Origin of the sequence: Faecalibacterium sp. 9 (assembly GCF_048320955.1) — a bacterium.
Classification (GTDB): Bacteria; Bacillota; Clostridia; order Oscillospirales; family Ruminococcaceae; genus Faecalibacterium; species Faecalibacterium wellingii.
The window spans coordinates 1,638,568-1,662,477 of record NZ_JBLWGB010000001.1; the positions used below are offsets into that span (position 1 = coordinate 1,638,568).

The window sequence follows — 23,910 nt, forward strand, 5'->3', positions numbered from 1 at the left end:
TTTCAATAAAAACAAGGGGCAGCGCCTGCAATGTGCCCGATAGAGCGCATTCTCCGCAGCTACCCCTCATCCGGCACTTCGTGCCGCCTTTCCGCAGTGGAAAAGGCTTATTTTGCGGTTTTATCAGCCCTTGGTGGCTGCGTTGACGATCACTGCAAAGTCGGGAGCCTTCAGGGATGCGCCGCCGATCAGGCCGCCGTCCACATCCTTTTTGCTCAGCAGCTCCTCGCAGTTCTTGGCGTTCATGCTGCCGCCGTACTGGACAGTAGTAGCCTCGGCAACTGCCTCGCCGTACACCTCACCGATGACCTTGCGGATCTGGCCGCAGACTTCCTCAGCCTGATCGGCGGTAGCGGTCTTGCCGGTGCCGATGGCCCAGATGGGCTCGTAGGCGATAACGACATTTGCCATCTGCTCAGCGGTCACGTCGCGCAGAGCAATCTTGGTCTGCATCCGGACCAGCTCCTCGGTGACGCCCTCCTCACGCTGCTGCAGGCTCTCGCCCACGCAGATGATGACCTTCAGACCGGCGTTCAGAGCAGCCAGAGCGCGCTTGTTCACGGTCTGGTCGGTCTCTGCAAAGTACTGGCGGCGCTCAGAGTGACCCACGATGACGTACTCCACGCCCAGATCCACCAGCATGTCAGCGCTGATCTCGCCGGTGAAAGCGCCGGACTTCTCGAAGTGAACATTCTCAGCACCCACATGGATGTTGGTGCCCTTGGTCTTCTCCACAGCGGTGACCAGATCGGTATACGGGGTGCAGATGACCACCTCGCAGCCTGCGTCCTGAACAGCGGGGACCAGCTCATCCACCAGAACAGCAGCCTCAGAGGCAGTCTTGTTCATCTTCCAGTTGCCTGCAATGATAGCCTTGCGCTTTGCCTTATCCATGATACTCTATCTCCTTTATTTACCTTCTATATGTGCAGTCTGTGCACAAACAAAAAGGTGCGGCGGCGCTGAAGCCGCCGCACCCATTTACGATGCCGGAAAAATTATGCGTTCTGGATGACAGCGATGCCGGGCAGCTCCTTGCCCTCCAGATACTCCAGAGAAGCGCCGCCGCCGGTGGAGATGTGGGTCATCTTGTCGCCCAGACCCATCTGCTGCACAGCTGCTGCGCTGTCGCCGCCGCCGATCACGGTGGTAGCGTCGCTCTCAGCCATAGCCTTAGCAACTGCCAGAGTGCCAGCTGCCAGAGTGGGGTTCTCGAACACGCCCATGGGGCCGTTCCACACAACGGTCTTGGATGCCTTGACAGCATCGGCAAACAGCTTCATGCTCTCGGGGCCGATGTCGCAGCCTTCCATGTCAGCCGGGATCGCGGTGACGGGAACAACAGTGGTCTCAACCGGAGCGTCGATGGGATCGGGGAAGTCCTTGATGCAGACAGCATCAACGGGCAGCAGCAGCTTCACGCCCTTCTCCTGAGCCTTGGCCATCATTTCCTTGCAGTAATCCAGCTTGGAATCGTCGCACAGGCTCTTGCCGACCTCGTAGCCCTGAGCCTTGACAAAGGTGTAAGCCATGCCGCCGCCGATGATCAGGGTATCGACCTTCTCCAGCAGGTTGGAGATGACATTCAGCTTGTCTGCGACCTTTGCGCCGCCCAGAATAGCGGTGAAGGGACGAACGGGATCGTTCACAGCGTTGCCCAGATACTTGATCTCCTTCTCCATCAGGTAACCAACAGCGGTATCCTTGATGAAGTCGGTGACGCCTGCGGTGGAGCAGTGTGCACGGTGGCAGCTGCCGAATGCATCGTCAACATATGCATCAGCCAGAGAAGCCAGCTCTTCGCTGAACTCGGGCATGTTCTTGGTCTCTTCCTTGCGGAAACGGGTGTTCTGCAGCAGAACGACGTCGCCGTTGTTCATGGCAGCAACAGCAGCCTTTGCGTTCTCGCCGACAACATTGTCGTCATCTGCAAACACAACGGTCTTGCCCAGCTTTGCGCTCAGAGCCACAGCAACGGGTGCCAGGCTGAACTTGGCCTCGGGGCCGTTCTTGGGCTTGCCCAGATGGCTGCACAGGATGACCTTTGCGCCATCATTGACCAGCTTCTGGATGGTGGGCAGAGCTGCGTTGATGCGGTTCTCGTTGGTGATGACACCGTCCTTCATCGGGACGTTGAAATCGCAGCGGACAAGAACCTTCTTGCCGCAGTAGTTCTGATCGTCGATCGTCTTCTTACCTAAACCCATGGTAATAAACTCCTCTCAAGTTTTAATGTCTGAACTAGAGTTTCGCTCGCATTCGGGGGCCATGCCCCGTTACGATACTATTATAAACAAAAACCGTGCACATTGCAAGGTCGCAAGATAGATAATAGTTTAACAAACATTTGCCGCTGATGCACGGAAATGTGTGTATTTTGACCGAAAGGGAGGACAGGTCTCCTGTTTTTTCAGGGGAGTCTGCCTTTATGGTCACTTGATCGATCTGTTTCAACGCCCATGAGCGCTGCACCGGCAGGGACGGTCGGCAGCATCCGCTCCGGTTTTTCAGCCTTTTGCACCGCCCTCGGCCTTCATGGCGTTGTAGCCGATCAGGACGGTCTACACATAAGCGCAGGTCTTGGGGATCATCAGCATACCGATCAGCGGGTTCACTTCAGCCCACAGCACGACGGGGATATAGAAGCCGAAGCTCAGCACGATGGTGAGCCACATCCAGCGGAAAGCCCGGTCGCTGTGCTCCTTTGCACTGCGGTAGAACAGCACGATGACCAGCAGGCCAAGCAGTGCGAAGGGGATGTTCCGCAGGATGCCCCAGGCGAGGGGAGTCTTGTTGGTGAGCCACTGGTTCTGAGGCATCATGCACAGCAGCACACGCGCAGCGGACAGGACATACACGGCAATGGTCAGACCCTTCCGGCCCTCCACATGGTAGCGTTTGCGCCAGACATAATACAGCAGCACGTAAAAGACGGTCATGGTGATGGAAGTGATCCACTTGCCCAGACCCAGAGGAACTGCGTAGTTTTCCAGACCGGTGGTACACAGTGCCAGCGCACGGGGGACAAGGTGGAAGGAATCACCTGCACCCAGCACCACAGCCATAAGGCCGAACAGCTTGAACTGCGAGCCGCTCTTGCTGCTGCGGATCATACGGATGCCCACCGTGAGCACGGTGGCCAGATAGAAGATGTCGAAAACGGTTTCAATGATTGCACGCATAGGGTTTGCTCCTTTTTCAAATTGGTTTGGAGAAAATATAATATAGTGTGTGTGAACAGGATACTTTCATCCTGCAGTACCGATCAAGTTGAACAGTGTTCATTTTAGGCTTAAAAAATTCCCACAAATCTGTGGGACATTTTTCAGTAGACAGCCCGCCGTACGATCTCCAGCACGGTAGAAGGGTCAAAGTCCTGCCGTACCAGAGCGGACAGCATCAGCGAGAACAGCATCTCTGCAAATTTTTCAACGGTAAACTCCGCTGTGAAGGCGTCAGCCCGGATTCTGGCATCATTCCGCAGCACTGTGCACAGGGCATCCAGAATGTGCTGCCAGGCCCGATGCATCTGCTGCTTTCCATCGGCGGTGTCCTGCTGGACAAAGCCCAGCGCATGATGGGTGAAAAAACCCGGATACCGCTGGCAGCCGTACTCCAGCTGCTTGTACATCCACCGGACGCAGGACAGAGTGTCCTGAAAGACAGCCTCATCCTCCGGATGATGGAAGATATCGCTCCAGATGCTTTCCACCGTGGCGCTCAACAGATCGGTCTTGGATTCAAAGTAATTGTAGATGCAGCCCACCGAGACTCCGCAGGCAGCAGCCACCGAACGGATGTTGACACCGGCCCATCCGTTTTGCTGGATGAGTTTTCTGCTGATCTGCAGGATATTCTCTTTTGATGTTGCCATTGGATTCATCCGATCACCTCAACGTGAACGTTGTTCATAATGCGTAGTATACACACCGGATAGGGGATTGTCAAGAGATATTTTGAGCTTTCGGATCTCTCCATGCCCTCCTGCTTTGCAAAGATTTTTCGGGTACATCCTGACTGCTGCCTGACAAAAATGCGGTGGTACAGCCTGTGCAGGCGGCAGGCAAAAGATAGGATAGAACCATTATAGCAAGCGGCCCGTGCACGCGCAAGAGAGGCGTTCCGGCTTTTACATCCTAAAACCGATGTGCGGCGGCACAGGAAGAGAGGAAACGGCTCTGCGGAAAAATAGACGATTGTACGGAGCTCATAGTTTTTTAAGATTTATTTTGTGAAAAAGTAATATTGAAAAATTAAATCAGGGCTGATATACTAGCACTATGATATCCAGTTGGACATGTTACTGGTAATGCAGGCAGGATCTGACGGAATGACGAATACCTTTTCTTTTGGGTGAATTATAGCCAGATACTATGATTCCGGGAGAAGCTGTATACGGAGTCATTCTGTTAGATCCTTTTTCTTTTGCCCGTTTCGGCCGGACGGCAGGGGAATGCCATCACACACAAGATAAAGGAGAACACAATGAAGAACTACAAGCAGACTGCCTCCGACGTGCTGCGTCTGGTTGGCGGCGAAAAGAACGTTGTGCAGGTCGAGCACTGCTCCACCCGCCTGCGCTTCACTCTGGCAGACACCTCCAAGGCAGATGTTGCTGCCCTGAAAAAGACTGCCGGCGTCATGGGCGTTATTTCCAGCGGTCCGCAGTGTCAGGTGGTCATCGGCAACGATGTCATCGAAGTGTACGATGAGCTGCTCAAGCTGGGCACCTTCAACGCAGGTCAGGCAGCGGCTCCCGCTGCTCCCAAGGGCAAAAAAGAGATCGGCGGCATTATTCTGGACTACATGGTCGGCATCTTCCAGCCGCTGGTCCCCGCCATTGCAGGTGCAGGCGTTCTGAAGGCCCTCATGGTGCTGCTGAGCACTCTGGGCGTGATGAGCAGCGGAGATATCGCCTATAAGGTGTTCGTCGGCGTGGCAGATGCGGCTCTGTACTACCTGCCCGTCATGGTCGCCTTCACCACTGCAACCAAGTTCAACTGCAACAAGCTGGTGTCGGTGGCTCTGGCTGCTGCCATGATCCACCCCAGCGTTTCCGCTCTGCTGGCTACCGAGGGCGGTGCTTACTTCCTCGGCATCAAGCTGCAGAACATCGCTTACGGCGGCCAGGTGTTCCCGGCCATCCTGACCGTCATTTTCATGTCCTTCATTGAAAAGTGGGCCAACAAGTGGTGCCCCAAGGCCATCCGCGTGTTCTTTGTGCCCATGCTGTGCTTCGGCATCGGCTTCCCTGTGGCACTGGTCGTCCTCGGACCTCTGGGTTACAACATCGGCGCCCTGCTGACCACTGTGATCCTTGCTCTGTACAACACTCTGGGCTGGTTGGCCGTTGCTCTGCTGGCTGCTGTGCTGCCCTTCATGATCTCCATGGGCATGCACAAGGCTCTGGTCCCCTATGCAGTTGCTTCTATTTCCGACCCCGGTTTTGAAATGCTGTACATGCCCGCTTCTCTGGCACACAACATTTCCGAGGGCGGTGCCTGCCTGGGTGTTGCTCTGAAGACCAAGGATGAAAACCTGCGCGCTACCGCAATTTCCGCTGGTATCTCCGGCCTGTTCGGCATCACCGAGCCTGCTCTGTACGGCGTCACCCTGCAGCACAAGAAGGTCATGATGTCTGTTGTGATCTCCAGCTTCATCGGCGGTCTGTTCGTTGGCCTGATGAAGGTCAAGGCATTCGTTGCCATGGGCCCCGGTCTGGCTGGCATGGCCATGTTCGTTGACCCGGACAACTCCAAGAACATTCTGTGGGCTGCCATCGGTCTGGTGATCTCCGTTGTGGTCTCCTTCGCACTGTCCTTCTTCCTGTACAAGGATGAGACTCCCGCTGAGGGCGAGACCGCAGAGACCGCTCCCGAGGCTGCTGCAGACGCAGCTGCTGCGGATTCCACCATCAGCAGCCCCCTGCAGGGCAAGGCCATTGTACTGGATCAGGTGAAGGACGAAGTGTTCTCCCAGAAGATCCTGGGCGACGGCATCGCTGTGGTGCCCGAAAAGGGCGAGCTGTATGCCCCCGCAGACGGCGTGATCGAGTCCGTGTTCGGCACCAAGCACGCTGTTTCCATGAAGACCGCTGCCGGTGCCGAGCTGCTGATGCACATCGGCATGGATACCGTCAAGCGCGACGGCAAGGGCTTTGATCCGCAGGTCAAGGACGGCGAGACCGTCAAGAAAGGCCAGCTGCTGATGAAATTTGACCTTGACGGAATCAAGGCAGACGGTTATGATGTAACTACCCCCATCGTCGTGACCAACGCCGATGAGTTCACCATCAAGACTGTGGCCGAGGGCACGGTTGTGCCCGGTGCTGCACTGCTGAAACTGGAGGCTGTAAAATGAGTTTCCCCAAAGGTTTTTTCTGGGGCGGCGCTGTTGCTGCGAACCAGGTAGAGGGCGCATGGAATGTGGACGGCAAGGGCCCCAGCGTGGCGGACGTTGCCACCTATAAGCCCAATACGGACGTGAAGGATTACAAGTCCCATGTTGCCATGGACGATGCACACATTGCTGCCGCCATGGCCGACCCGGATGATACCTATTATCCCAAGCGCCGCGGCATCGACTTCTATCATCATTATAAAGAAGATCTTGCCCTGTTTGCCGAAATGGGCTTTACCATGCTGCGCGTCTCCATCGCATGGACCCGGATCTTCCCCACCGGCGAGGAAGCCCAGCCCAACGAGAAGGGTCTGCAGTTCTACAGCGACCTCTTTGCCGAGATGCACAAGAACGGCATTGAGCCGCTGGTCACGCTGAGCCACTACGAAATGCCGCTGGCACTGGCCACCAAGTACAACGGCTGGGTGGACCGCCGTGTCATCGATTGCTTTGCAAAGTTCTGCCATGTGTGCTTTGAGCGCTACAAGGATCAGGTCAAATACTGGCTCACCTTCAACGAGGTGGACAGTGTGATCCGCCACCCCTTCACCACCGCCGGCATCATCCCCAGCCGTGTGCCCGAGGATAAGATGCTGGAGACCTGCTATCAGGCTCTGCATCACCAGCTGGTGGCCAGCGCCATGGTGGTAAAGGACTGCCACGACATCATCCCCGGCAGCAAGGTGGGCTGCATGCTCACCAAGCTCACTACCTACGCCCGCACCTGTGCACCCGACGATGAGCTGGCTACGCAGGCAAAGAATCTGGAAAACCTGTTCTATGCCGATGTGCATGTCTGGGGCGAGTACCCCCGCCTGATCCTCAAAATGTTCGAGCGCAAGGGCATCCACGTGGAAATGCTGCCCGAGGATGCCGCCACCCTGAAGGCAGGCTGTGTGGACTTTGTTTCCTGCAGCTACTATATGACCATGACCGAGTCTGTGGACCCGAACGCAGAGCGCACCCCCGGCAATACGGTGCTGGGCGTCAAGAACCCGTATCTGCCCTCCACCGACTGGGGCTGGCAGATCGACCCCAAGGGCCTGCGCTACAGCCTGATCGAGCTGTATGACCGTTACCGCAAGCCGCTGATGGTGGTGGAGAACGGCATGGGCGCCAAGGACGTGGTGGAGGCCGACGGCTCCATCCATGACCCCTACCGTGTGGAGTACTTCCGCCAGCACATCAGCGAGATGGGCAAGGCCATCGATGAGGGTGTTGAGATGTGGGGCTATACCACATGGGCACCCATCGACCTGATCTCTGCATCCACCAACCAGATGTCCAAGCGCTATGGCTTTATCTATGTGGATCAGGATGATATGGGCAACGGTACTCTGGCCCGCAGCCGTAAGGACAGCTTCTACTGGTACAAAAAGGTCATTGCTTCCAACGGCGAAGAGCTGGACTGAAAAGCCAGCTGTTTCTGAGCGGCAGTCTGAACTTTCCAACAGTAGGAGGAGAAACCGATGCACATCCAAAAGGTGCTGAACAGCAGCGTTGTGCTGGTGCAGGATGACAGCGGCGAGGAATCCATCCTGCTGGGCAAGGGCATCGGCTATGGACGCAAGACCGGCGAACCCATTGAGCGGCAGCCCTCAGACCGTGTGTTCCTTCCGCTGTCCAACCCGGATGCACAGCCCATGCTGGAGCTGTTTTCCAGCATTCCGGCGGTCTATCTGGATCTGACACAGGACATCGTGGACGATGCAGAGCAGTCGCTGGGGGTCAAGCTTTCAGCCCACATCTACCTGCTGCTGACCGACCATCTGCATTTTGCGGTGGAGCGCCAGCAGAAGGGCCTTGTGGTGACCAACCGCATCTTCTGGGAGATCAAGCACTTTTATCCCAAGGAGTATGCGGTGGGCCAGCGCGGCCTGCAAAAAATCAGGGCAAAGCTTGACATCGAGCTGCCGGACGAAGAAGCGGGCAACATCGCGTTCCACATCGTCAATGCACGGCAGGACCCGCAGGCCGGCTACGATGCCATGCGGGCGGCACAGTTCATCAGCGAGCTGTCCAATATCGTCACCTACAGTATGCACTGCCCGGTCAGCGCTGAGAGCATCCACTATGCACGGTTCGTGAGCCATCTGCAGTATTTTGCAGAGCGGTTCTTTTCCGGCAAGCTGATGGACAGTGAGGATGACTTCCTGTTCCAGCAGATGCAGCAGAACTACCCGGCGGCAGTGACCTGTGCGGAAAAAATACGCACCTTTATTCTGCGCAAGTACGGCGTGTTCCTGCCCAATGAGGAGACAGCCTATCTGGCGCTGCATGTGGCGCGGCTGACGAGCGGCAAATAAAATCAAAAAGGGAGAGCTGCCTTGCAGAAAGGCGGCTCTCCTTTTGGACTTTTACAACACAAGACGGAAAAGAGGAAAAAACAATGCAGATCAGCATTCTTTTGGCCCAGCAGATCGCGCAGCTGTTCCTGATCCTGATCATGGGCTACGCCGTGGTCAAAGCAGGGCTGCTGAAGGCAAGTGACAGCAAAGTGCTCTCGGTGGTTATGGTATATCTGGTCACGCCCTGTGTCATCATCAACGCGTTCCAGATCAACGACACGCCAGAGATCCGCAAGGGACTTTTGTACTCCATGGCTATTGCGGCGGCTATCCATGTAGTGCTGCTGGGGATCAGTGCACTGCTGAGCCGTCCGCTGAAGCTGGATGCCGTGGAACAGGTGAATGTGATCTACAGCAACGCGGCGGCGCTGGTGATCCCGCTGGTCAGGGCCCTGCTGGGCGATGAGTATGTCATCTATTCCTGCGCATTTATCATTGTACAGCTGATCCTGCTGTGGACGCATGCCAGTTCTCTTTTGCAGGGCGACCGTGCGCTGGACTGGAAAAAAGTTTTTTCCAACATCAATATGATCGCCATTGCGGCCGGTGCGCTGCTGTACTGGTTCCGTGTGGCGCTGCCTGCGCCGCTGCAGAACACCATGAGCACCATGGGTGATATGATAGGCCCCATGGGCATGCTGCTGGCGGGTATGGCCATTGCAGAAAAGCCGCTGCGGGATGTGTTCTGTACCCGCCGCAACTACCTGCCCACCGTGCTGCGGCTTGTGGTGTGCCCGCTGGTCATACTGGTGCTGCTATTGGTCTGCCATGCTTCCAGCTGGGTGGCTGATGGCAAAAACATCCTCATGACGGTGTACCTTGCCGCCATTACCCCCGCCTGCGCCACCGTTACCTCCATGGCCCAGCTGTACGACCGCGATGCAGCGCATTCCAGCGCGTTGTATGTGCTCACCACGCTGCTTTCCATCATCACAATGCCGGTGATGATCGGCCTGTTCGATCTGCTGCTGTGATGAGCTGCGCTTATTCCCTCCGCCAAAACACAATGGAAAGGAACCAACTTCAATGAATCGACCCAAAGACGAAGGCCTGAATGGAAACGAAAAGATCGAGCAGGCGGTGTACGCCCTGCAGCAGGAGGCCACACAGGAACAGCTGGCCCACACCCTCACCGTCATCCGGCGGCGCATGAAGGAACACGGCCAGTTCGTCGTGGCGGTGGAGCCTAATTTGGGCAGTGAACAGATGCAGCTCCGGACCATCCGGACAGCCGACGGTGCAAGCTGGTGGTATGCATTCACCAGCTTTGAGGAAGAACTGAAAGGTGCGGAGCCGGTGCAGTCCACCTTTCTTGTGGATATGGACAAGCTGTTTGATGCAGCACTAGCCGTGCCGGAGATCAGCGGCATCATCCTGAACCCGTGGAACCGCACCATTCAGCTGGACAAAACGCTGATCCGCATTACCAAAGGAAGCTGACCGCCAAAGGGCAGCAGATTACTCATGATGAAAGTGCAATATCGGGGAGGAAAGCAAAGATGTTCAGACCCATGAGAAGAGCGAACCGGGAGATTCCGGAGGAAGCAGCAAAACATCTGCTGAAGCAGTCCCGGCGGGGCGTGCTGGCCGTCAACGGCGATGACGGCTATCCATTTGCCATTCCGGTCAACTATTTCTACGATCAGGAACAGGATAAGATCTATTTTCACGGTGCAAAGTCCGGACATAAAGTGGATGCACTGAAAAAGAACGATAAGGTCTGCTTTACTGTTTACGGCAATGAGCACTTTGAACCGGGTGATTGGGCCCCCTATGTGCAGAGCACAGTGGTCTTTGGCCGCTGCAGGCTGGTCGAGGATGCAGCCGCCACCGAGGCCCGCGTGCGGGAACTGGGCCTGAAGTATTATCCCGGCAGGGAAGAGGTGGAAAAAGAAATCGCAAAAGCCATCAAGGGCGTACAGCTCTACGAGATCACGATCGAACACCTGACCGGCAAGCAGATCCAGGAAAAGTAAAAGGCCTTCCGGCTGCATCTGCGTGGAAACCGAAAAGACAAAAAGACAGAGGCAGCATAAAAGCTCCTCTGTCTTTTTTAGATGATGGCTTTATCGCAGGTGCTTATGAAAACGGTTTCTCAGTCCACCACGGGGATGTCCAGCCCGAATTCCAGCGGGCGGAAGCGGGGACAGACATTCTCGGTGATGCAGATGACCGATGCGGCCAGACGACTGCCAATCTCACAGGACTCGGCCAGAGTCTTGCCGTAGGTCTGGCCGATGACCGTGCCGGCAAAGAAGGCGTCGCCGGCACCGGTGGTGTCGAGAACGTCTACCTTCTTGGCGGGCACGATGCCGGATCCGCCGTTGGCACGGGCGTACACGGCACCCTGACCGCCCATGGTGATCACCATGCTGGGAATGTTGGCACTGTGCACATTAGCAGCCAGCACTTTGCGCATTTCCTCGGGGCTCAGGTGGTCGTAGTCATCCGAAAAGAGCAGCCCGGCTTCCTGCTGGTTGCACACAAAGCAATCGATCTGCTGCAAAAAGTCCCGGCGCTCCATAGCGATGCTCATGTTGGAAATGGCAGCAAAGACCTTCTTATGGTACTTTTTGGCATAGTGCAGCACCTGCTTTACAGTTTCCTTTTCCAGATCCAGCTCCAGTGCAATGGCGTCACAGTCGGCAAAGATCTCATCTCCCTTTTCCTTCAGCAGGTCGGTGAGGGGAGTAGTGTCCGGCCGCTTGGAAATGGCTGCGTGCACATCGCCGTCGTTGTCAAAGATGGCCAGCCAGGTGCCCATGCCGTCCGGCACACGCAGAATGTAGCGGGTGTTCACCTTATGATTTTCCAGCTTGTTGATCACATCCTGTCCCATGCCGGTGTCGTCCACCAGACTGACAAAGGTAGGACGCAGCTCTACATTGGCGATATCCTCCACTACATTGCGGCTCACACCGCCATGCACCTGCTCAATGCGCCCGGCGTTGCGTCCGCCGGGAATGTAGGCAGACAGGGGATATCCCTTGATATCCACAAAAACAGCTCCGATGACTACGATGCCCATAAACGATAAACCTTTCTGAATTCAGTTGATTTTACCTTTATTATACAGGAAGCAGACAAAAGAAGCTATCCTTTTGCCGATTTTTTGCGGAAAAACTTCTGTGCGGGACGATTTGAAAACGCCCTCCGCTGCGCTCTGGGCATCGTCAGAGGAAGAACTATTTTTTATTTGGGATTCCGAAAAGTCTGCGGACTTTTCGGAATCCCTTTTTCACGGAAAGGGGTCGTGACCGAGAGTGGCAGCTTTCATTTCTGCATTTTGGAAAGCCTGTAATAATTGTTGTAGATGTCGTTTTCCGCTACGGGCCCTCCCGTGAAAAGGCCAATCGGGAAAATCCGCAGATTTTCCCGATTGGCAAATATAAATAATATTCCGCTAAAAATGCCCAGAGCGCAGCGGAGGGCATTCTAAATCAGCACGTATCACATCGCGGTGCGTGCTGTACGCACCAGATATTCCATGGCCTGCACCGGGTAGTGTCCGGCGGCCGTTTCGCCGGTCAGCATGACGCTGGCGGCACCGTCCAATACGGCGTTGTAGATGTCACTTACCTCGGCCCGGGTGGGCACGGCGCGGGTGCACATGCTGTCCAGCATCTGGGTTACCACCATAAAAGGCACACCGGCAGCCCGGCAGGCAGCAGAAAGCTGCTTCTGGCAGCGGGGCAGCTCCCACAGCGGCATGGCGTTGCCAAGGTCGCCCCGGGCAATGACGATCTCATCCGCAAGGTGCAGAAATTCCGGCAGGGCACGCACCCCGGCCATGTTTTCGATTTTGGCAAAAATGCGGATGTCTGCTGCGTCTGCCTGCTCTAAGGCGCTGCGCAGGGCCAGAATGTCCGCCTTGCCGCGCACAAAGGGCAGCATCACGCCGGTAACACCGCACTGCTTTGCAATTTTCAGGTTCTGCAGGTCCTCTTCGGTCAGGGCAGGAGAGTGCACTGCAAGGCCCGGCGCAGCAATGCTTTTGCGGCTCTGCAGCGTTCCGCCGCGTACCACTGTGCACAAAAGGGCACCCGGCAGGGTCTGCGTCACCTGCACCAGAAGTTTCCCGTCGTCCAGCAGAAGCTGCTGTCCGGGTGCAGCGGCCTGCACCAGAGCTGCCGGGCAGGGAATGCCGTCTGCGCCAAGGCGTACAGAACTGCCCTCAACCAGAGTGACAGGCTCTGCCAGCGTGCCGATGCGCAGCTCCGGACCCTGCAGGTCGATGAGAAGCTGCCGGATGCCGGCTGCGCGGATCATTGCCAGCCAGTCAGCGTGTGCGGTCAGCGGTCCGTGGGAAAGATTCATGCGGATGCCGGTCATGCCGGCTTCCACCATGCGCTGCAGGGTCTCCAGCTGCCCACAGGCCGGGCCGATGGTTCCATAAAAATCCAAGATCCTTTTCCTCCGTCCATTTTCGGTGCTGTTTATCCAATGAACCTATTGTAACATGAACTGTCTGGATTGAAAAGAGCCGGACACGGGCAGAATAAGGGGATAATAAAAGAGGCTGTTGCACATCGTTTTAGCCGAAAGTGCAACAGCCTCTTTTGTTGTGGGCAATCAGCCCTCAGATGCAAAAAATTCCCGGGTCAGCCTGACCACTGTGCCGGAAAGCAGCAGCAGCGCGAGCAGGTTCGGAATGCTCATCAGGCCGTTGAAGGTATCCGCAATGCTCCACAGCAGGCCCAGATCCATCGTTGCGCCCAGAATGGACACAAAGGAGTAGACTAGAAAGAAGGGCTTTGCCACCTTATCGCTGCGGCACAGGAACACCAGGAACCGGGAACCGTACAGGCCCCAGCCGATGATGGTGGAAAAGGCAAAGCAGCACAGCGCCACAGCGGTAAAGACCGATGCCCACCCGCCGTAGGTGGTGGTGAAGCCGCTGATGGTCAGCTCTGCACCGGCAGCAGTGCCGTAATTCACGGGAGTGCCGCTGCACAGAATGACCATGGCAGTCAGGGTGCAGATGACGATGGTATCGGCAAACACTTCAAAGATGCCGAACATGCCCTGCTTGGCCGGCTTTTTGGTGTCGGCGCAGGCGTGGGCAATGGAACCGGTGCCAAGGCCGGCCTCGTTGGAGAAAATGCCGCGGGACACACCCTTCTGCATACTGACGAACAGGCTGCCGATGGTGCCGCCGGTGAACGCTGCCGGGTTGAACGCACCCGCAATGATGGACTCGAACACATAGGGCAGGCGCTCAAAGTTCAGCACCATAACGCCCACGGACAGCACGATGTAGAACAGAGCCATAAAGGGCACCAGCTTTTCGCTCACGCTGCCAATGCGCTTGATGCCGCCCAGCAGCACCATGGCCACCAGTATGGCCACTGCGATGCCAACCACGAGGTTCAGGGTAGAAAGCGCACCGCCGCCCACCACGCCGTACTCCAGCAGAGCGGTATCGATAGCGGCAACGATGGTATTTACCTGTGTGGCATTGCCGGTGCCAAACACGGTCAGCACGCCAAACAGGGAATACAGCACAGCAAGAAACTGCCAATGCTTGCTCAGGCCGTTTTTAATGTAGTACATGGGGCCGCCTACCCATTCGCCCGCCTCGCTGCGCTCACGGTAGTGCACCGCCAGCGTGACCTCAGCAAACTTGGTGCACATGCCAAGCAGGGCAGAACACCACATCCAGAACACGGCACCCGGTCCGCCAATGGCGATCGCGCCTGCTACACCGGCAATGTTGCCGGTGCCCACGGTGCCCGCCAGTGCGGTGCACACCGCCTGAAACGGCGTCATGGCACCATCGGAAGCATCCTTTTTGCGGAACATGCGTCCAATGGTAGTTTTGATGGCGTAGGGAAATTTGCGGATCTGCAAAAAGCCCGTGCGCACGCTCAGGAGCAGGCCCACGCCGATGATGCACACCATGGCGGGCACGCCCCAGATGAATTGGTTGACCGCCTGATTGACGGCCGTGATCGTCTCGATCATATTTTTCCCACATCCTCTGTTAAATTGCGCTTTTCCAGCCGAAATGCCGGAAAACAAACATCTTATTCTACCGCAGTTTTTGCGTACTGTCAAATAAAGTGCACAAAAAAGAGGGAGGTTTTTTGGCGAACTCTCCCTCAACTGCTTGAAACTATTTTATTTTACTTGGCCTTCGCCGTCCAGAGCTTTCAAGAAGGCTCAGCACTTTCCAACTGCCTTGCGGTACACCGGGTAAGCCACGATGGCGGACAGCACTTCGGTGATCCAGAATGCATGCCACACGCCGTTGGCACCAAGGAAATGGCACAGCACAGCGGCCAGCGGCATGATGAATACGATGTAGCGGCACAGCGAGATGACCAGCGATTCTGCGCCCTTGCCAAGGCCTTCCAGTGCACCGGAAGAGGTGGTGGATACGGCAGAAACCACAAAGCCCAGACAGATGATGCGCAGGGCGGCCTCACCGGCGGCAATGGTCTCAGGGTTCGTGGTGAACAGCTGCATCAGCGGGCGGGAAGCGAACAGGCAGATGACCGTGCCCGCAGCCATGATGGCAGCACTCATGATGAGGGTGAGTTCGTAGAGCTTTTTCACGCGGGCGTGCTGTTTGGCACCGTAATTGTAGCCAATGAGCGGGCGCATACCCTGCACGATGCCGTTGGCGGGCAGATACAGGAAGGTCTGCAGCTTGTAGTAAATGCCCAGCACCACCACGTAGCTCTGGGAAAAGCCCGCCAGCAGGCCGTTCAGGAAGGTGACCAGCAGAGAGGGCAGGGCCAGATTGAGGATGGCCGGCACGCCGATGGCATACAGTTTGCCGTCCAGTGCGGCATCCGGGCGCAGGCAGCTGCGGCGCAGTCGGATAGGCAGCTCAGTACGGACGTAAACGAAAAGGTAAACGCACAGGCTCAGCAGCTGGCCGATGCCGGTGGCAAGGGCCGCACCCGCAATGCCCATGGCAGGCACCGGGCCAAGGCCGAAGATCAGGATGGGGTCCAGAAGGATGTTGCATACACAGCCAAAGATCAGCGCCGCCATAGTCACCTTCATGCGGCCCACGGCCTGAAACATCTTTTCAAAGGCCAGTGCCGCCATGTTGATGGTGGCAAACAGGAATACGATGGTGGAGTAGGTGATGCCGGATGCGATCAGGCCTGCGTCGCTGGTGAACCGGCGCAAAAAGCCCGGCATGATGACAATGCTGACAATGGTGATGAGAATGCCGTGCATTAGGCTCAGCGCCATACCGTGGGTGGCGGCAGTCTCGGCCTTTTTGCGGTCGCCCGCGCCAAGGTACAGTGCGATCATGGCATTGATGCCAATGCCAAAGCCAATGGCGATGGCGTTGGCAAAATTCTGGATCGGGAATACCAGCGACAACGCGGTCATGGCGTCCTCACTGATGCGGGCCACGAACAGGCTGTCCACGATGTTGTACAGGCTGTTCACCAGCATGGAGATAACGTTCGGCAGTGCCATGGATACCAGCAGCGGCAGCACCGGTTTTTCTTTCATAAAGGTCTCGTTCATAGTGTTTGCATTGCTCCTGTAGAGAAAAGAAATGAATTACTGCAGCCGCGGAATCGTCAGGGCGAGACTGCTCGAAAACAAACGCAGACGCAAAAAAGCCACACAATGGCTTTTTTGAAGTCATTGTGTGGCGAAAAGTAGCATACTGCTGTAAAAATCCACACGAATTTTATTAACTGTAGGATAACACGGCTTCCGGCAAATGTCAAGGGTTCAAATGCGAAAAGTATGACTTTTATAGGCTTGACCATTTTTCACCGGGAGGCTAAAATAAAAATAGATAATTTATAAAATAAGGAGAATCCTGCCATGAAATGGATGATCGCATCCGACCTGCACGGGTCGGCGTTTTATTGCAAAAAAATGATCAAAGCGTTTGAGCGGGAGAGAGCAGACCGGCTGCTTTTGCTGGGGGATCTTTTGTATCACGGCCCCCGCAACGACCTGCCGGAGGGCTATGCCCCGAAGGAGGTCATCCCGCTCCTGAACGGGCTGAAGCCGGCGCTTTTGTGCGTGCGGGGCAACTGTGACGCTGAGGTGGATCAGATGGTGCTGGATTTTCCCATTCTGGCCGACTATGCGGTGCTGCCGGTGGGCAGGCGGCTCGTTTACGCTACCCACGGTCATGTGTACAACCTGAAAAACCTGCCGCCGCTGGCTCCGGGGGATGTCCTGCTGCATGGCCACACCCACATTCCGGCGTGGACAGAGTTCGGCGAAGGCAATCTCTACCTGAACCCCGGTTCTGTGAGCATCCCGAAGGAGGGGAGTGCACATAGCTATATGACACTGGAAGGGGAGACTTTCCTTTGGAAAACGCTGGAAGGCGAAGTGTACTGGGAGCTGGAGCTGTGATGGGGGCAATGGAGCTGGAAGAGAAAACGGTTCAGATCCGGGATGATTTCGACCCGGACAAAATTCTGGCAAGCGGCCAGTGCTTTCGCCCCCGGAAGCAGGCGGAGGGCTGGTATCGGTTTGTTTCCGGGAGACAGCTGCTTTACCTCAGACCACTGTGCAGCGGAACCTACACGGTGCGGTGTGAGCCGGGCGCATGGGAAACCTTCTGGCACGGTTACTTCGACCTTGGCCGCAGCTATGCCGCCCTGCGCGGAAAGCTGGACAGCCGGGACGACTTTCTGCAGCGTGCCATGGAATATGGCCGGGGCATCCGGGTGCTGCGTCAGGATGAGTGGGAGATGCTGGTCAGCTTCATCATCTCGCAGCGAAAGAGCATCCCGGCTATCCGCAGGGCGGTAGAGCTGCTTTCGGAGCGGTTTGGCGAGCGGCTGGGCAGCGATAGCGAAGGGCCGGTGTATGCGTTCCCGACAGCAGAAGCGCTCTGCTGTGCTGGGGAGCAGGCGCTGCAGGAGTGCGGTCTTGGCTACCGCACCCGCTACGTGCTGCATGCGGCGCAGCAGGCGGCAGAGGGCACACTGGACCTGAAGAAGCTGGCTTCCCTGCCCGATGAAGCACTTTTTGCCCGTTTGATGGAACTGGACGGTGTGGGCAAAAAGGTGGCAAACTGCGTGTGTCTGTTCGGCTATGGCCGTGTGGGCCGTGTGCCGGTGGATGTCTGGATCGAACGGCTCATCCGGGACGAGTTTGCCGGGCAGGACCCGTTCCCGCAGTTCGGGCCGGAAGCAGGCATCGTGCAGCAGTACCTGTTCTTTTATAAAAGAAGCGTGGGATAAGAACCGCGGAGCCGCAGGCAGGAGCGTAGGATCATCCGCTAAGCAAAAAAGGCAACGGCTTCCTCTGTTTGAGGAAAACCGCTGCCTTTTTATCATTTTACCGCCTGCTTTAACCGTTCCAGATCTTCTGCATCCGGGTGAGAAAGGGCGTTGTCAAAATTCTCGATCAGCGCATCCAGATTGGGCAGATGGATCGGCTGCTTTTTCATGCCCTCATACCGCTGGCGTACCGAAAGCGGCATCTTGCCCTGACACATATAACGGCCGAAGACCGTGTTGCTCCTGTCCAGCGAACGCTCCACCTTTTTCAGGATCTTGTTGAAATACTCCTCACTGCCGCCAAAGCCGGCGGTGCCAAAAAGGAAGATACTTTTGCCGTGCAGCTGCTTCAAAAAGTCCAAAGTGCTTTCGTCGGCGTTTCCCTTGTCTGTCCAGAAGCCCACATAGAGGTCGTCCGCTTCCATGGCAGCAGGGTCCGGGGTGCCAAAATAGCAGCAGTTTTCCTGTGGCAGACAGGCGTGCAGCGTGTCTGCCAATAATTTTGTGTTGCCTGTTTTACTGCTGAATACGATCGCGTAGCTCATAGTTTCTCCTTTGGTCGGTAACAACAAAAAACACCACACGTTTCCGTGCGGTGCTTTTCCTTCTGGTGGAGAATACCGGGATCGAACCGGTGACCTCTTGCATGCCATGCAAGCGCTCTCCCAGCTGAGCTAATCCCCCAGATGTTTGTGCCGTGCCTGACGACAGGAGTAATTATACCAGCGCTTTGCCGGATTGTCAACAGCTTTTTTGGGATTTTCTGCAAAAAAATTCCCGCCGGGGAAATGCCCTTCCCGGCGGGAAAAATGACTGCGAAAAAACTTACGCTCTTGCGTTCTGCGGGTCGAAGATCTGCGGTGCGACACGGATCAGGATCACCACAAGGACCGTGGTCAGAATGGCTTCGGGCAGCATGTAAGTGGCGTTGTACAAGGCGCTGTACAGCCAGCACAGACCGTCCACGCTCATGCTGGAGATCCCGGGAAAGCCGATCTCAGTCATCCAGCTGAAAGCGTAGTCGTAGTCCTTCCAGACGATGTAACCGGACAGAAAGCTGCACAAAAAGCGCAGCAGGCACACCACAAAGGCGCTGACACCGACACCCACGGTGCGGTTGTGGAAAGGCTTTGCGATCAGGCAGGCAAAGCCCAGCACCGTGAAGGCCAGAAGGTAGTCCAGCAGCACGCAGCCCACCTGTGCCGTGAGGGTCTGGCAGTATGCCAGATTGCCAAGGCCCTGCACAAGCTGGATCAGGCTGTTGACGAAAGCGGTCATGATGCCCCACTTTGCGCCGTGGCGGTAGCTCATTACCAGAATGGGCACCATGCTGAACAGGGTGATGGAACCGCCGTGGGGCATGAGCGGGATCTGGATCATGCTCAAAACGGTGGACAGGGCGATCATCAGCGCACCCTCCACCAGAATGCGGGTTTTGGAATAGGTTTTGGTCATAGGGATTCCTCTTCTCAGAACGATAGTACACAAAAACAAAATGCGCCCGCTTTCCAGCAGGCGCACGGGGTTTGTGAAAGAACGGACAGTTCTGCAAACTCCCACGCCGGCATTGTCCGGTCAGGTAAAAGGGTACTCCGCAAAACGCAGATCTCAGCCTTTCGGCACCCCTGTTTTTATGTCCATGCAAAAGTATAGCGCGTCCGGCGCAAAAGTCAAGCCCCGGCGGAACATATCTGCCTCGGCCTGTGCATAGGCTGTACCATAAGTTCACAATGGGAGGAGTCTGGATATGAAGGGAGACCCCGAACAGAGGGCGGTACAGCTGGGCGAATATATCGCGGCCAACCGGGCCACAGTGCGTGCGGCGGCAGCGGTGTTCGGGTGCAGCAAGTCCACCGTGCACAAGGATGTTGCGGTGCGGCTGCGGACGCTGCAGCCGGAGCTGTTCCGGCAGGTGCGGGCGGTTCTGGCCTGCAATAAGGCAGAGCGGCATCTGCGCGGCGGTGCGGCCACCCGGCGCAAATACAGCCGCAGATAAAAGACGGCACACTTCCGAACAAAACGGAAGCTGTGCCGCCTTTTTTAGGTTCAGTCCCGGGTGCGGAACTGGCTCAGTGCGCCCTTTTCCAGCCGACTGACCTGTGCCTGACTGATGCCGATCTCCTGCGCCACCTCCATCTGGGTCTTGCCCTGCAGGTAGCGCAGCTCCATGATCTTTTTCTCCCGCGGGGTCAGCCCGGCCACCGTCTGGCGGAACTGCAGCCCGCTGATCCAGCTGTCCTCGCCGTCCGGGTCCCGCACCTGATCGATCACATACATGGCATCGCCGCCGTCGGTGTACACCGGCTCATCCAGACTGATGGGCTCCACCACCGATTCCAGCGCCGCCGTTACTTCCCGGCGGGTGAGCCCGGCGCTCTGGGCAATCTCGTCCATGGTCGGCTCGCGGCCAAGCTGCTTTTCCAGCGTCTCGCGGCTCTGCATGGCCCGGTAGGCGGTATCCCGCAGGCTGCGGCTCACCCGCAGGGCATTGTTGTCCCGCAGAAAGCGCCGGATCTCGCCAATGATCATGGGCACGCCGTAGGTGGAGAAGCGCACCGGCTGGGCGGGGTCAAAATGATCGATGGCCTTGATAAGCCCGATGCACCCCACCTGAAACAGATCGTCCAGATTTTCGCCGCGCTGGGCGAACCGCTGCACCACGCTGAGCACCAGCCGCAGATTGCCCTCCACCATCCGCTCCCGTGCGGCGGCATCGCCGGTGCGCACCCGGGCCAGAAGCTCCCGCTTTTCGGCCTCGGTCAGCACAGGCAACTGGGCCGTGTTCATGCCGCACAGCTCCACTTTGTTGTACATCCAAACGCCCCCGGTCTGTTTTTGTTCTCACCGGGAGTATGGGATGTGCAGCGGCATCGTATGCGTGGAAAAAACTGTGCGCTTTCCCGTTTGGCAGGAAAGCGCGGCAAAATATTGTTTTTTGTGCGGATTTATGATATGCTGTATTTGCGGCGGCAACGCCGCCATCAGGCGCTGTGCCCACAAACGCAGAACGGGTTGCGGCACCCAGCATCCGCTTCGTGTCTTGAGCGGCACTCGCGTCTTGCTGGCCGCGGCCCCAACCTCGCCTCCCTGTTTCCGCCATAGGCGGCGGTCGGCTCCGTTGCAGCTGCTCCTTACCGGTACTTGGGTGCCGGCTAAAGACGATTTTTTCTTGAAAATCTCGTTCTCCCCGGATGCCCAAGGGCGGAAAGGGGGGATGCACCATGACGTTTGAACAGGTCGTGCTTCTGCTCACGCTTCTCGGCGGAGCGATCTACGTTACGTTTGAAATTACATGGACTGTTTCTCACAGTGATGACAAAAAGAAAAAATGACCGCCTTCAGACTCCCAAACCTGAGCGGTCATCTTTTCTTGACTTAATCCGGTAAGGAACTAGCCGTTTGCAGGGCCAGCGCCTTTTGTAGTTTTATTATATGCGAATCAGCGCGGATTGTCAAGCCCGGCGGGCGGCAGTTCGCGTTTTTCCACTTCATTCGCTTTCCAGCTGGGCCTTTAATGTATGGATGATCCGCTTTTCCAGCCGGGAGATATAGCTCTGGCTGATGCCAAGGGCATCGGCGGCTTCCTTCTGGGTACGCTCCACGCCGTCGGCAAGGCCGAAGCGCAGCTCCATGATCTGCCGCTCCCGTGGGGACAGGCTGTCCACGGCACGGCGCAGAATGGCACGCTCGGCGTCCTGTTCCAGCCGCTGGCTGATCTGATCCTCGTCGCTGCCAAGAATGTCCGAGAGCAGCAGCTCGTTGCCGTCGCCGTCCACGTTGAGCGGCTCGTCGATGCTGGCCTCCTGCCGGCGGTTGGAGCTTTTGCGTAAGTACATCAGGATCTCGTTGCCGATGCAGCGGCTGGCGTAGGTGGCCAGCTTGATGCTGCGCTCCGGGGTGAAGGTGTTCACGGCCTTGATGAGCCCGATGGTGCCAATGCTGATCATATCCTCGGCGGGAACCCCGCTGTTTTCGTACTTTTTGGCAAGGTATACCACCAGCCGCAGGTTGTGGGTGATCAGGTCGTCCCGGGCGCAGGCGTCTCCCTCCGCCATGCGGGCCAGAAGGGCTTTTTCCTGCTCCGGGGTCAGGGGCGGCGGCAGACTGGGCGCGCCCGCCAGATAATGGGCACCGCCGCAGTATCGCAGCCGTGCAAGAAGCCGCTGCCAGAACAGCCGGAATGCAGAAATACCATGGAACATGAGATCTCCTCCTGTACATCTATAATATAAGCATCAGCGGATGCCCAGCTGCCCGGCCAGCTCACTGTCAAGCAGTGCGGTCCAGTGCTCCGGGGGCGTTTCCGGGTGGCAGAACGCAGCCAGAAAGCCCTGTACCCGGCGGCTGCCCACGCGCAGGGCTTTGGCTGGGACCGCAGGCAGCACACAGTGTCCGGCAATGGTGGTGCAGGGCACCAGCCGCACCCCCAGCTCCGGCGGCGGTGCCGCGCCGCAGGCAAAGTAGCTGTCCAGAAAGGTCCGCAGCGCCTGCGGCAGGCCGTCGCGCACAGAGGGGTAATGCAGCAGCACCACGGCCCGCCCGCTCAGCGGGTCCTGCACCGAAAAGCCGGTGTCGCACAGCGCCTGCACCGGCAGGGCGGCACTGTCCAGCTCCAGAACGGCGGCGACACTGCGGGGCCCTGCCCGGCCAAAGCAGAACAGCACCACCCGCAGCAGGGCAGATACGGCCCCACAGCACAGCAGCAGCCGCCCCGGAGAAAGGGCAAAGTACACGTAGAGGTTCGCGCTCTGCACGCCGGGCAGCACCGCCGCCCCGCACAGCAGCAGGTTCAGCAGCAGATACCACGCGCACAGCCGGGCAAAGCCGCGCGGGCCGGGCACACCGTAGGCAGCGGCCACAACGGCACCGCAGGTAAAGGCTTTGCAGAGCACTGCCGCCGCGCCGGGCAGCTCCGGCAGCAGGATGCCAAGGGAGGAGGCCGCTGCCGCCGCACTGCCTGCCAGCAGGCGCAGGCCGCTGCACTGCCGTGCACACAGCAGCCCGGTACACAAAAGCAGCATTGCTGCGGCCAGAAAGTTCGTCAGCAGCAGCTCATCCAGATAGATCACAGTTTTCATAGAAAAAGCCCTCACACATTCCAGTATCTTCCAATTACAGAAAAAACCATGTCGATGCGCTGAAAAGCCGGGCTTTTGTAAAGATTTTGAGACCGGATTTTCACAAGTTATCACACTTTTCACATTTTTTTCAAAAAAGTACTTGAATCTTTCTGGAAAGTGTGGTATATTATTGCCATCCTAGATACGGGATGCGAACCACACAAAGTGGTTTGTGAAATATTTTTTCTAATTTTGAAGGGAGTAATATCATTATGATGATGCCTGCAAACTTCTCTGCTGTTGCAGAAAACGAACTGACCTACGTTGTTGGTGGTGCTTCTCTGGTTGACTACCTGGCACCCGCTATGACCACTGAGAACTGGCAGAATGTTTCTGCTAACGTGATCAAGATCGTTGGCAACACCTTCCTGAATAGCTATGTTTCTTCTGCTTTCGACAGCGTGTTCGATGGCAACTACGTCCCCGGTGACTTCATCGGCGGCGTGTGGAACACCGTGCACCGTGCATACGACAAGGGTGCTCACACCTACGCAAACGGCGCTTGGGGCGCTGGCCTGGGCCTGCTGAACGCTGCCCTGAGCATTGCTGGCGGTCTGTCTGCTATCTACACTCTGGGCTCCAGCTCCATCGGTCTGGAAGTCAAGAGCGCTGGCGACAAGACCCTGAACACCGGCTACGGCTTCGGCTACAAGGGCTAATCTCTCCTGATATAAGGATAGACTAGCACCCGGAGGGAAACCAAAGGGCTAACATACCCCCGCACAGAATGGGAGACTGTTCTGTGCGGGGGTTTTTGTTTTTGCAGTATTGGTGTGCAGGCAGGGGAGAGACCTTTATAATACCGTAAAATTTGCAAAT

At 56.9% G+C, this 23,910-nt stretch carries 23 protein-coding genes, 1 tRNA gene and 1 riboswitch; of the genes, 10 read left to right on the forward strand and 14 right to left on the reverse strand.

The genetic code is table 11. The features are described 5' to 3' along the window. Window positions 1–123 precede the first annotated feature (123 nt). The 4 genes from tpiA to ACKXF9_RS07910 all read right to left on the reverse strand — a co-directional run bounded on the left by tpiA (window position 124) and on the right by ACKXF9_RS07910 (window position 3,883). Window positions 124–894 (reverse strand): triose-phosphate isomerase, encoded by a 771-nt coding sequence (tpiA, locus tag ACKXF9_RS07895; RefSeq protein WP_005945612.1) that lies wholly within the window; start codon window positions 892–894, stop codon window positions 124–126. A gap of 104 nt (window positions 895–998) precedes the next feature. After that, on the reverse strand, window positions 999–2,207 hold the full coding sequence (locus ACKXF9_RS07900) for a phosphoglycerate kinase (RefSeq protein ID WP_120020325.1): 1,209 nt from the start codon (window positions 2,205–2,207) through the stop codon (window positions 999–1,001). Between the two features lie 354 nt (window positions 2,208–2,561). Then, the gene (locus ACKXF9_RS07905) at window positions 2,562–3,182 is read right to left on the reverse strand and encodes a hypothetical protein (protein ID WP_418265798.1); all 621 of its coding nucleotides are present in this window, start codon (window positions 3,180–3,182) and stop codon (window positions 2,562–2,564) included. A 143-nt stretch (window positions 3,183–3,325) separates the two neighbouring features. Next, window positions 3,326–3,883: a TetR/AcrR family transcriptional regulator gene (locus ACKXF9_RS07910; RefSeq protein ID WP_339396189.1), complete on the reverse strand. Its 558-nt coding sequence runs from the start codon at window positions 3,881–3,883 to the stop codon at window positions 3,326–3,328. A 602-nt stretch (window positions 3,884–4,485) separates the two neighbouring features. On the opposite strand from ACKXF9_RS07910, the gene ACKXF9_RS07915 reads away from it, so the two are divergent. The 6 genes from ACKXF9_RS07915 (at window position 4,486) to ACKXF9_RS07940 (ending at window position 10,723) form a co-directional block, all read left to right on the forward strand. Continuing rightward, a complete protein-coding gene (locus ACKXF9_RS07915; protein WP_418265799.1) occupies window positions 4,486–6,360 on the forward strand; it encodes a beta-glucoside-specific PTS transporter subunit IIABC in 1,875 nt (624 codons plus the stop codon). Beyond that, complete coding sequence (locus ACKXF9_RS07920) at window positions 6,357–7,811, forward strand: glycoside hydrolase family 1 protein (protein WP_418265800.1); 1,455 nt, start codon at window positions 6,357–6,359, stop codon at window positions 7,809–7,811. Before ACKXF9_RS07915 ends, ACKXF9_RS07920 begins: the two co-directional genes overlap by 4 nt. Window positions 7,812–7,868: 57 nt before the next feature. After that, entirely contained in the window at window positions 7,869–8,705 is an 837-nt protein-coding gene (locus tag ACKXF9_RS07925; RefSeq protein ID WP_418265801.1) for a PRD domain-containing protein, read from the forward strand. 83 nt (window positions 8,706–8,788) lie between these two features. Then, on the forward strand, window positions 8,789–9,721 hold the full coding sequence (locus ACKXF9_RS07930) for an AEC family transporter (RefSeq protein WP_418265802.1): 933 nt from the start codon (window positions 8,789–8,791) through the stop codon (window positions 9,719–9,721). 52 nt (window positions 9,722–9,773) lie between these two features. Further along, window positions 9,774–10,187 (forward strand): SseB family protein, encoded by a 414-nt coding sequence (locus ACKXF9_RS07935; RefSeq protein ID WP_249238451.1) that lies wholly within the window; start codon window positions 9,774–9,776, stop codon window positions 10,185–10,187. 59 nt (window positions 10,188–10,246) lie between these two features. Further along, the gene (locus ACKXF9_RS07940) at window positions 10,247–10,723 is read left to right on the forward strand and encodes a pyridoxamine 5'-phosphate oxidase family protein (protein WP_348583717.1); all 477 of its coding nucleotides are present in this window, start codon (window positions 10,247–10,249) and stop codon (window positions 10,721–10,723) included. Window positions 10,724–10,842: 119 nt separating this feature from the next. On the opposite strand, the gene ACKXF9_RS07945 is transcribed toward ACKXF9_RS07940, so the two are convergent. The 4 genes from ACKXF9_RS07945 to ACKXF9_RS07960 all read right to left on the reverse strand — a co-directional run bounded on the left by ACKXF9_RS07945 (window position 10,843) and on the right by ACKXF9_RS07960 (window position 16,241). Next, window positions 10,843–11,775: a carbohydrate kinase family protein gene (locus ACKXF9_RS07945; RefSeq protein WP_418265803.1), complete on the reverse strand. Its 933-nt coding sequence runs from the start codon at window positions 11,773–11,775 to the stop codon at window positions 10,843–10,845. A 422-nt stretch (window positions 11,776–12,197) separates the two neighbouring features. After that, complete coding sequence (locus tag ACKXF9_RS07950) at window positions 12,198–13,151, reverse strand: pyruvate kinase (protein WP_418265804.1); 954 nt, start codon at window positions 13,149–13,151, stop codon at window positions 12,198–12,200. A gap of 168 nt (window positions 13,152–13,319) precedes the next feature. Continuing rightward, entirely contained in the window at window positions 13,320–14,711 is a 1,392-nt protein-coding gene (locus tag ACKXF9_RS07955) for an alanine/glycine:cation symporter family protein (RefSeq protein WP_418265805.1), read from the reverse strand. 198 nt (window positions 14,712–14,909) lie between these two features. After that, window positions 14,910–16,241, reverse strand: coding sequence for an MATE family efflux transporter (locus tag ACKXF9_RS07960; protein WP_418265806.1), 1,332 nt, complete (start codon window positions 16,239–16,241; stop codon window positions 14,910–14,912). A 309-nt stretch (window positions 16,242–16,550) separates the two neighbouring features. Here ACKXF9_RS07960 and yfcE point away from each other — a divergent pair, with 309 nt between their 5' ends. After that, window positions 16,551–17,096 carry a phosphodiesterase gene (gene yfcE / locus ACKXF9_RS07965; protein WP_418265807.1) on the forward strand — a complete coding sequence of 182 codons (546 nt, stop codon included), beginning with the start codon at window positions 16,551–16,553 and terminating at the stop codon, window positions 17,094–17,096. Next, window positions 17,096–17,932, forward strand: coding sequence for a DNA-3-methyladenine glycosylase family protein (locus ACKXF9_RS07970; protein WP_418265808.1), 837 nt, complete (start codon window positions 17,096–17,098; stop codon window positions 17,930–17,932). Before yfcE ends, ACKXF9_RS07970 begins: the two co-directional genes overlap by 1 nt. Before the next feature lie 92 nt (window positions 17,933–18,024). On the opposite strand, the gene bilS is transcribed toward ACKXF9_RS07970, so the two are convergent. From bilS to ACKXF9_RS07985, 3 genes are all read right to left on the reverse strand, one after another. Further along, the gene (gene bilS, locus ACKXF9_RS07975; protein WP_418265809.1) at window positions 18,025–18,516 is read right to left on the reverse strand and encodes a flavodoxin family protein BilS; all 492 of its coding nucleotides are present in this window, start codon (window positions 18,514–18,516) and stop codon (window positions 18,025–18,027) included. Between the two features lie 63 nt (window positions 18,517–18,579). Beyond that, window positions 18,580–18,655 (reverse strand) — tRNA-Ala (locus ACKXF9_RS07980). Window positions 18,656–18,796: 141 nt separating this feature from the next. Next, window positions 18,797–19,426, reverse strand: a complete 630-nt coding sequence (locus ACKXF9_RS07985; RefSeq protein WP_418265810.1) for an energy-coupled thiamine transporter ThiT — start codon at window positions 19,424–19,426, stop codon at window positions 18,797–18,799. An 82-nt stretch (window positions 19,427–19,508) separates the two neighbouring features. Beyond that, window positions 19,509–19,608: riboswitch (TPP riboswitch) on the reverse strand. Between the two features lie 110 nt (window positions 19,609–19,718). Between ACKXF9_RS07985 and ACKXF9_RS07990 the strand changes: the two genes are divergently transcribed. Next, entirely contained in the window at window positions 19,719–19,967 is a 249-nt protein-coding gene (locus ACKXF9_RS07990; RefSeq protein ID WP_005945675.1) for a sporulation transcriptional regulator SpoIIID, read from the forward strand. Window positions 19,968–20,017: 50 nt separating this feature from the next. On the opposite strand, the gene sigG is transcribed toward ACKXF9_RS07990, so the two are convergent. The 3 genes from sigG to ACKXF9_RS08005 all read right to left on the reverse strand — a co-directional run bounded on the left by sigG (window position 20,018) and on the right by ACKXF9_RS08005 (window position 23,049). After that, a complete protein-coding gene (sigG, locus tag ACKXF9_RS07995; RefSeq protein WP_418265811.1) occupies window positions 20,018–20,785 on the reverse strand; it encodes an RNA polymerase sporulation sigma factor SigG in 768 nt (255 codons plus the stop codon). Window positions 20,786–21,459: 674 nt separating this feature from the next. Beyond that, window positions 21,460–22,173: an RNA polymerase sporulation sigma factor SigK gene (gene sigK / locus ACKXF9_RS08000; protein WP_348583698.1), complete on the reverse strand. Its 714-nt coding sequence runs from the start codon at window positions 22,171–22,173 to the stop codon at window positions 21,460–21,462. A gap of 33 nt (window positions 22,174–22,206) precedes the next feature. Beyond that, the gene (locus ACKXF9_RS08005) at window positions 22,207–23,049 is read right to left on the reverse strand and encodes a sigma-E processing peptidase SpoIIGA (protein WP_418265812.1); all 843 of its coding nucleotides are present in this window, start codon (window positions 23,047–23,049) and stop codon (window positions 22,207–22,209) included. A 254-nt stretch (window positions 23,050–23,303) separates the two neighbouring features. On the opposite strand from ACKXF9_RS08005, the gene ACKXF9_RS08010 reads away from it, so the two are divergent. Continuing rightward, complete coding sequence (locus ACKXF9_RS08010; protein WP_418265813.1) at window positions 23,304–23,750, forward strand: hypothetical protein; 447 nt, start codon at window positions 23,304–23,306, stop codon at window positions 23,748–23,750. Window positions 23,751–23,910: the final 160 nt, after the last annotated feature.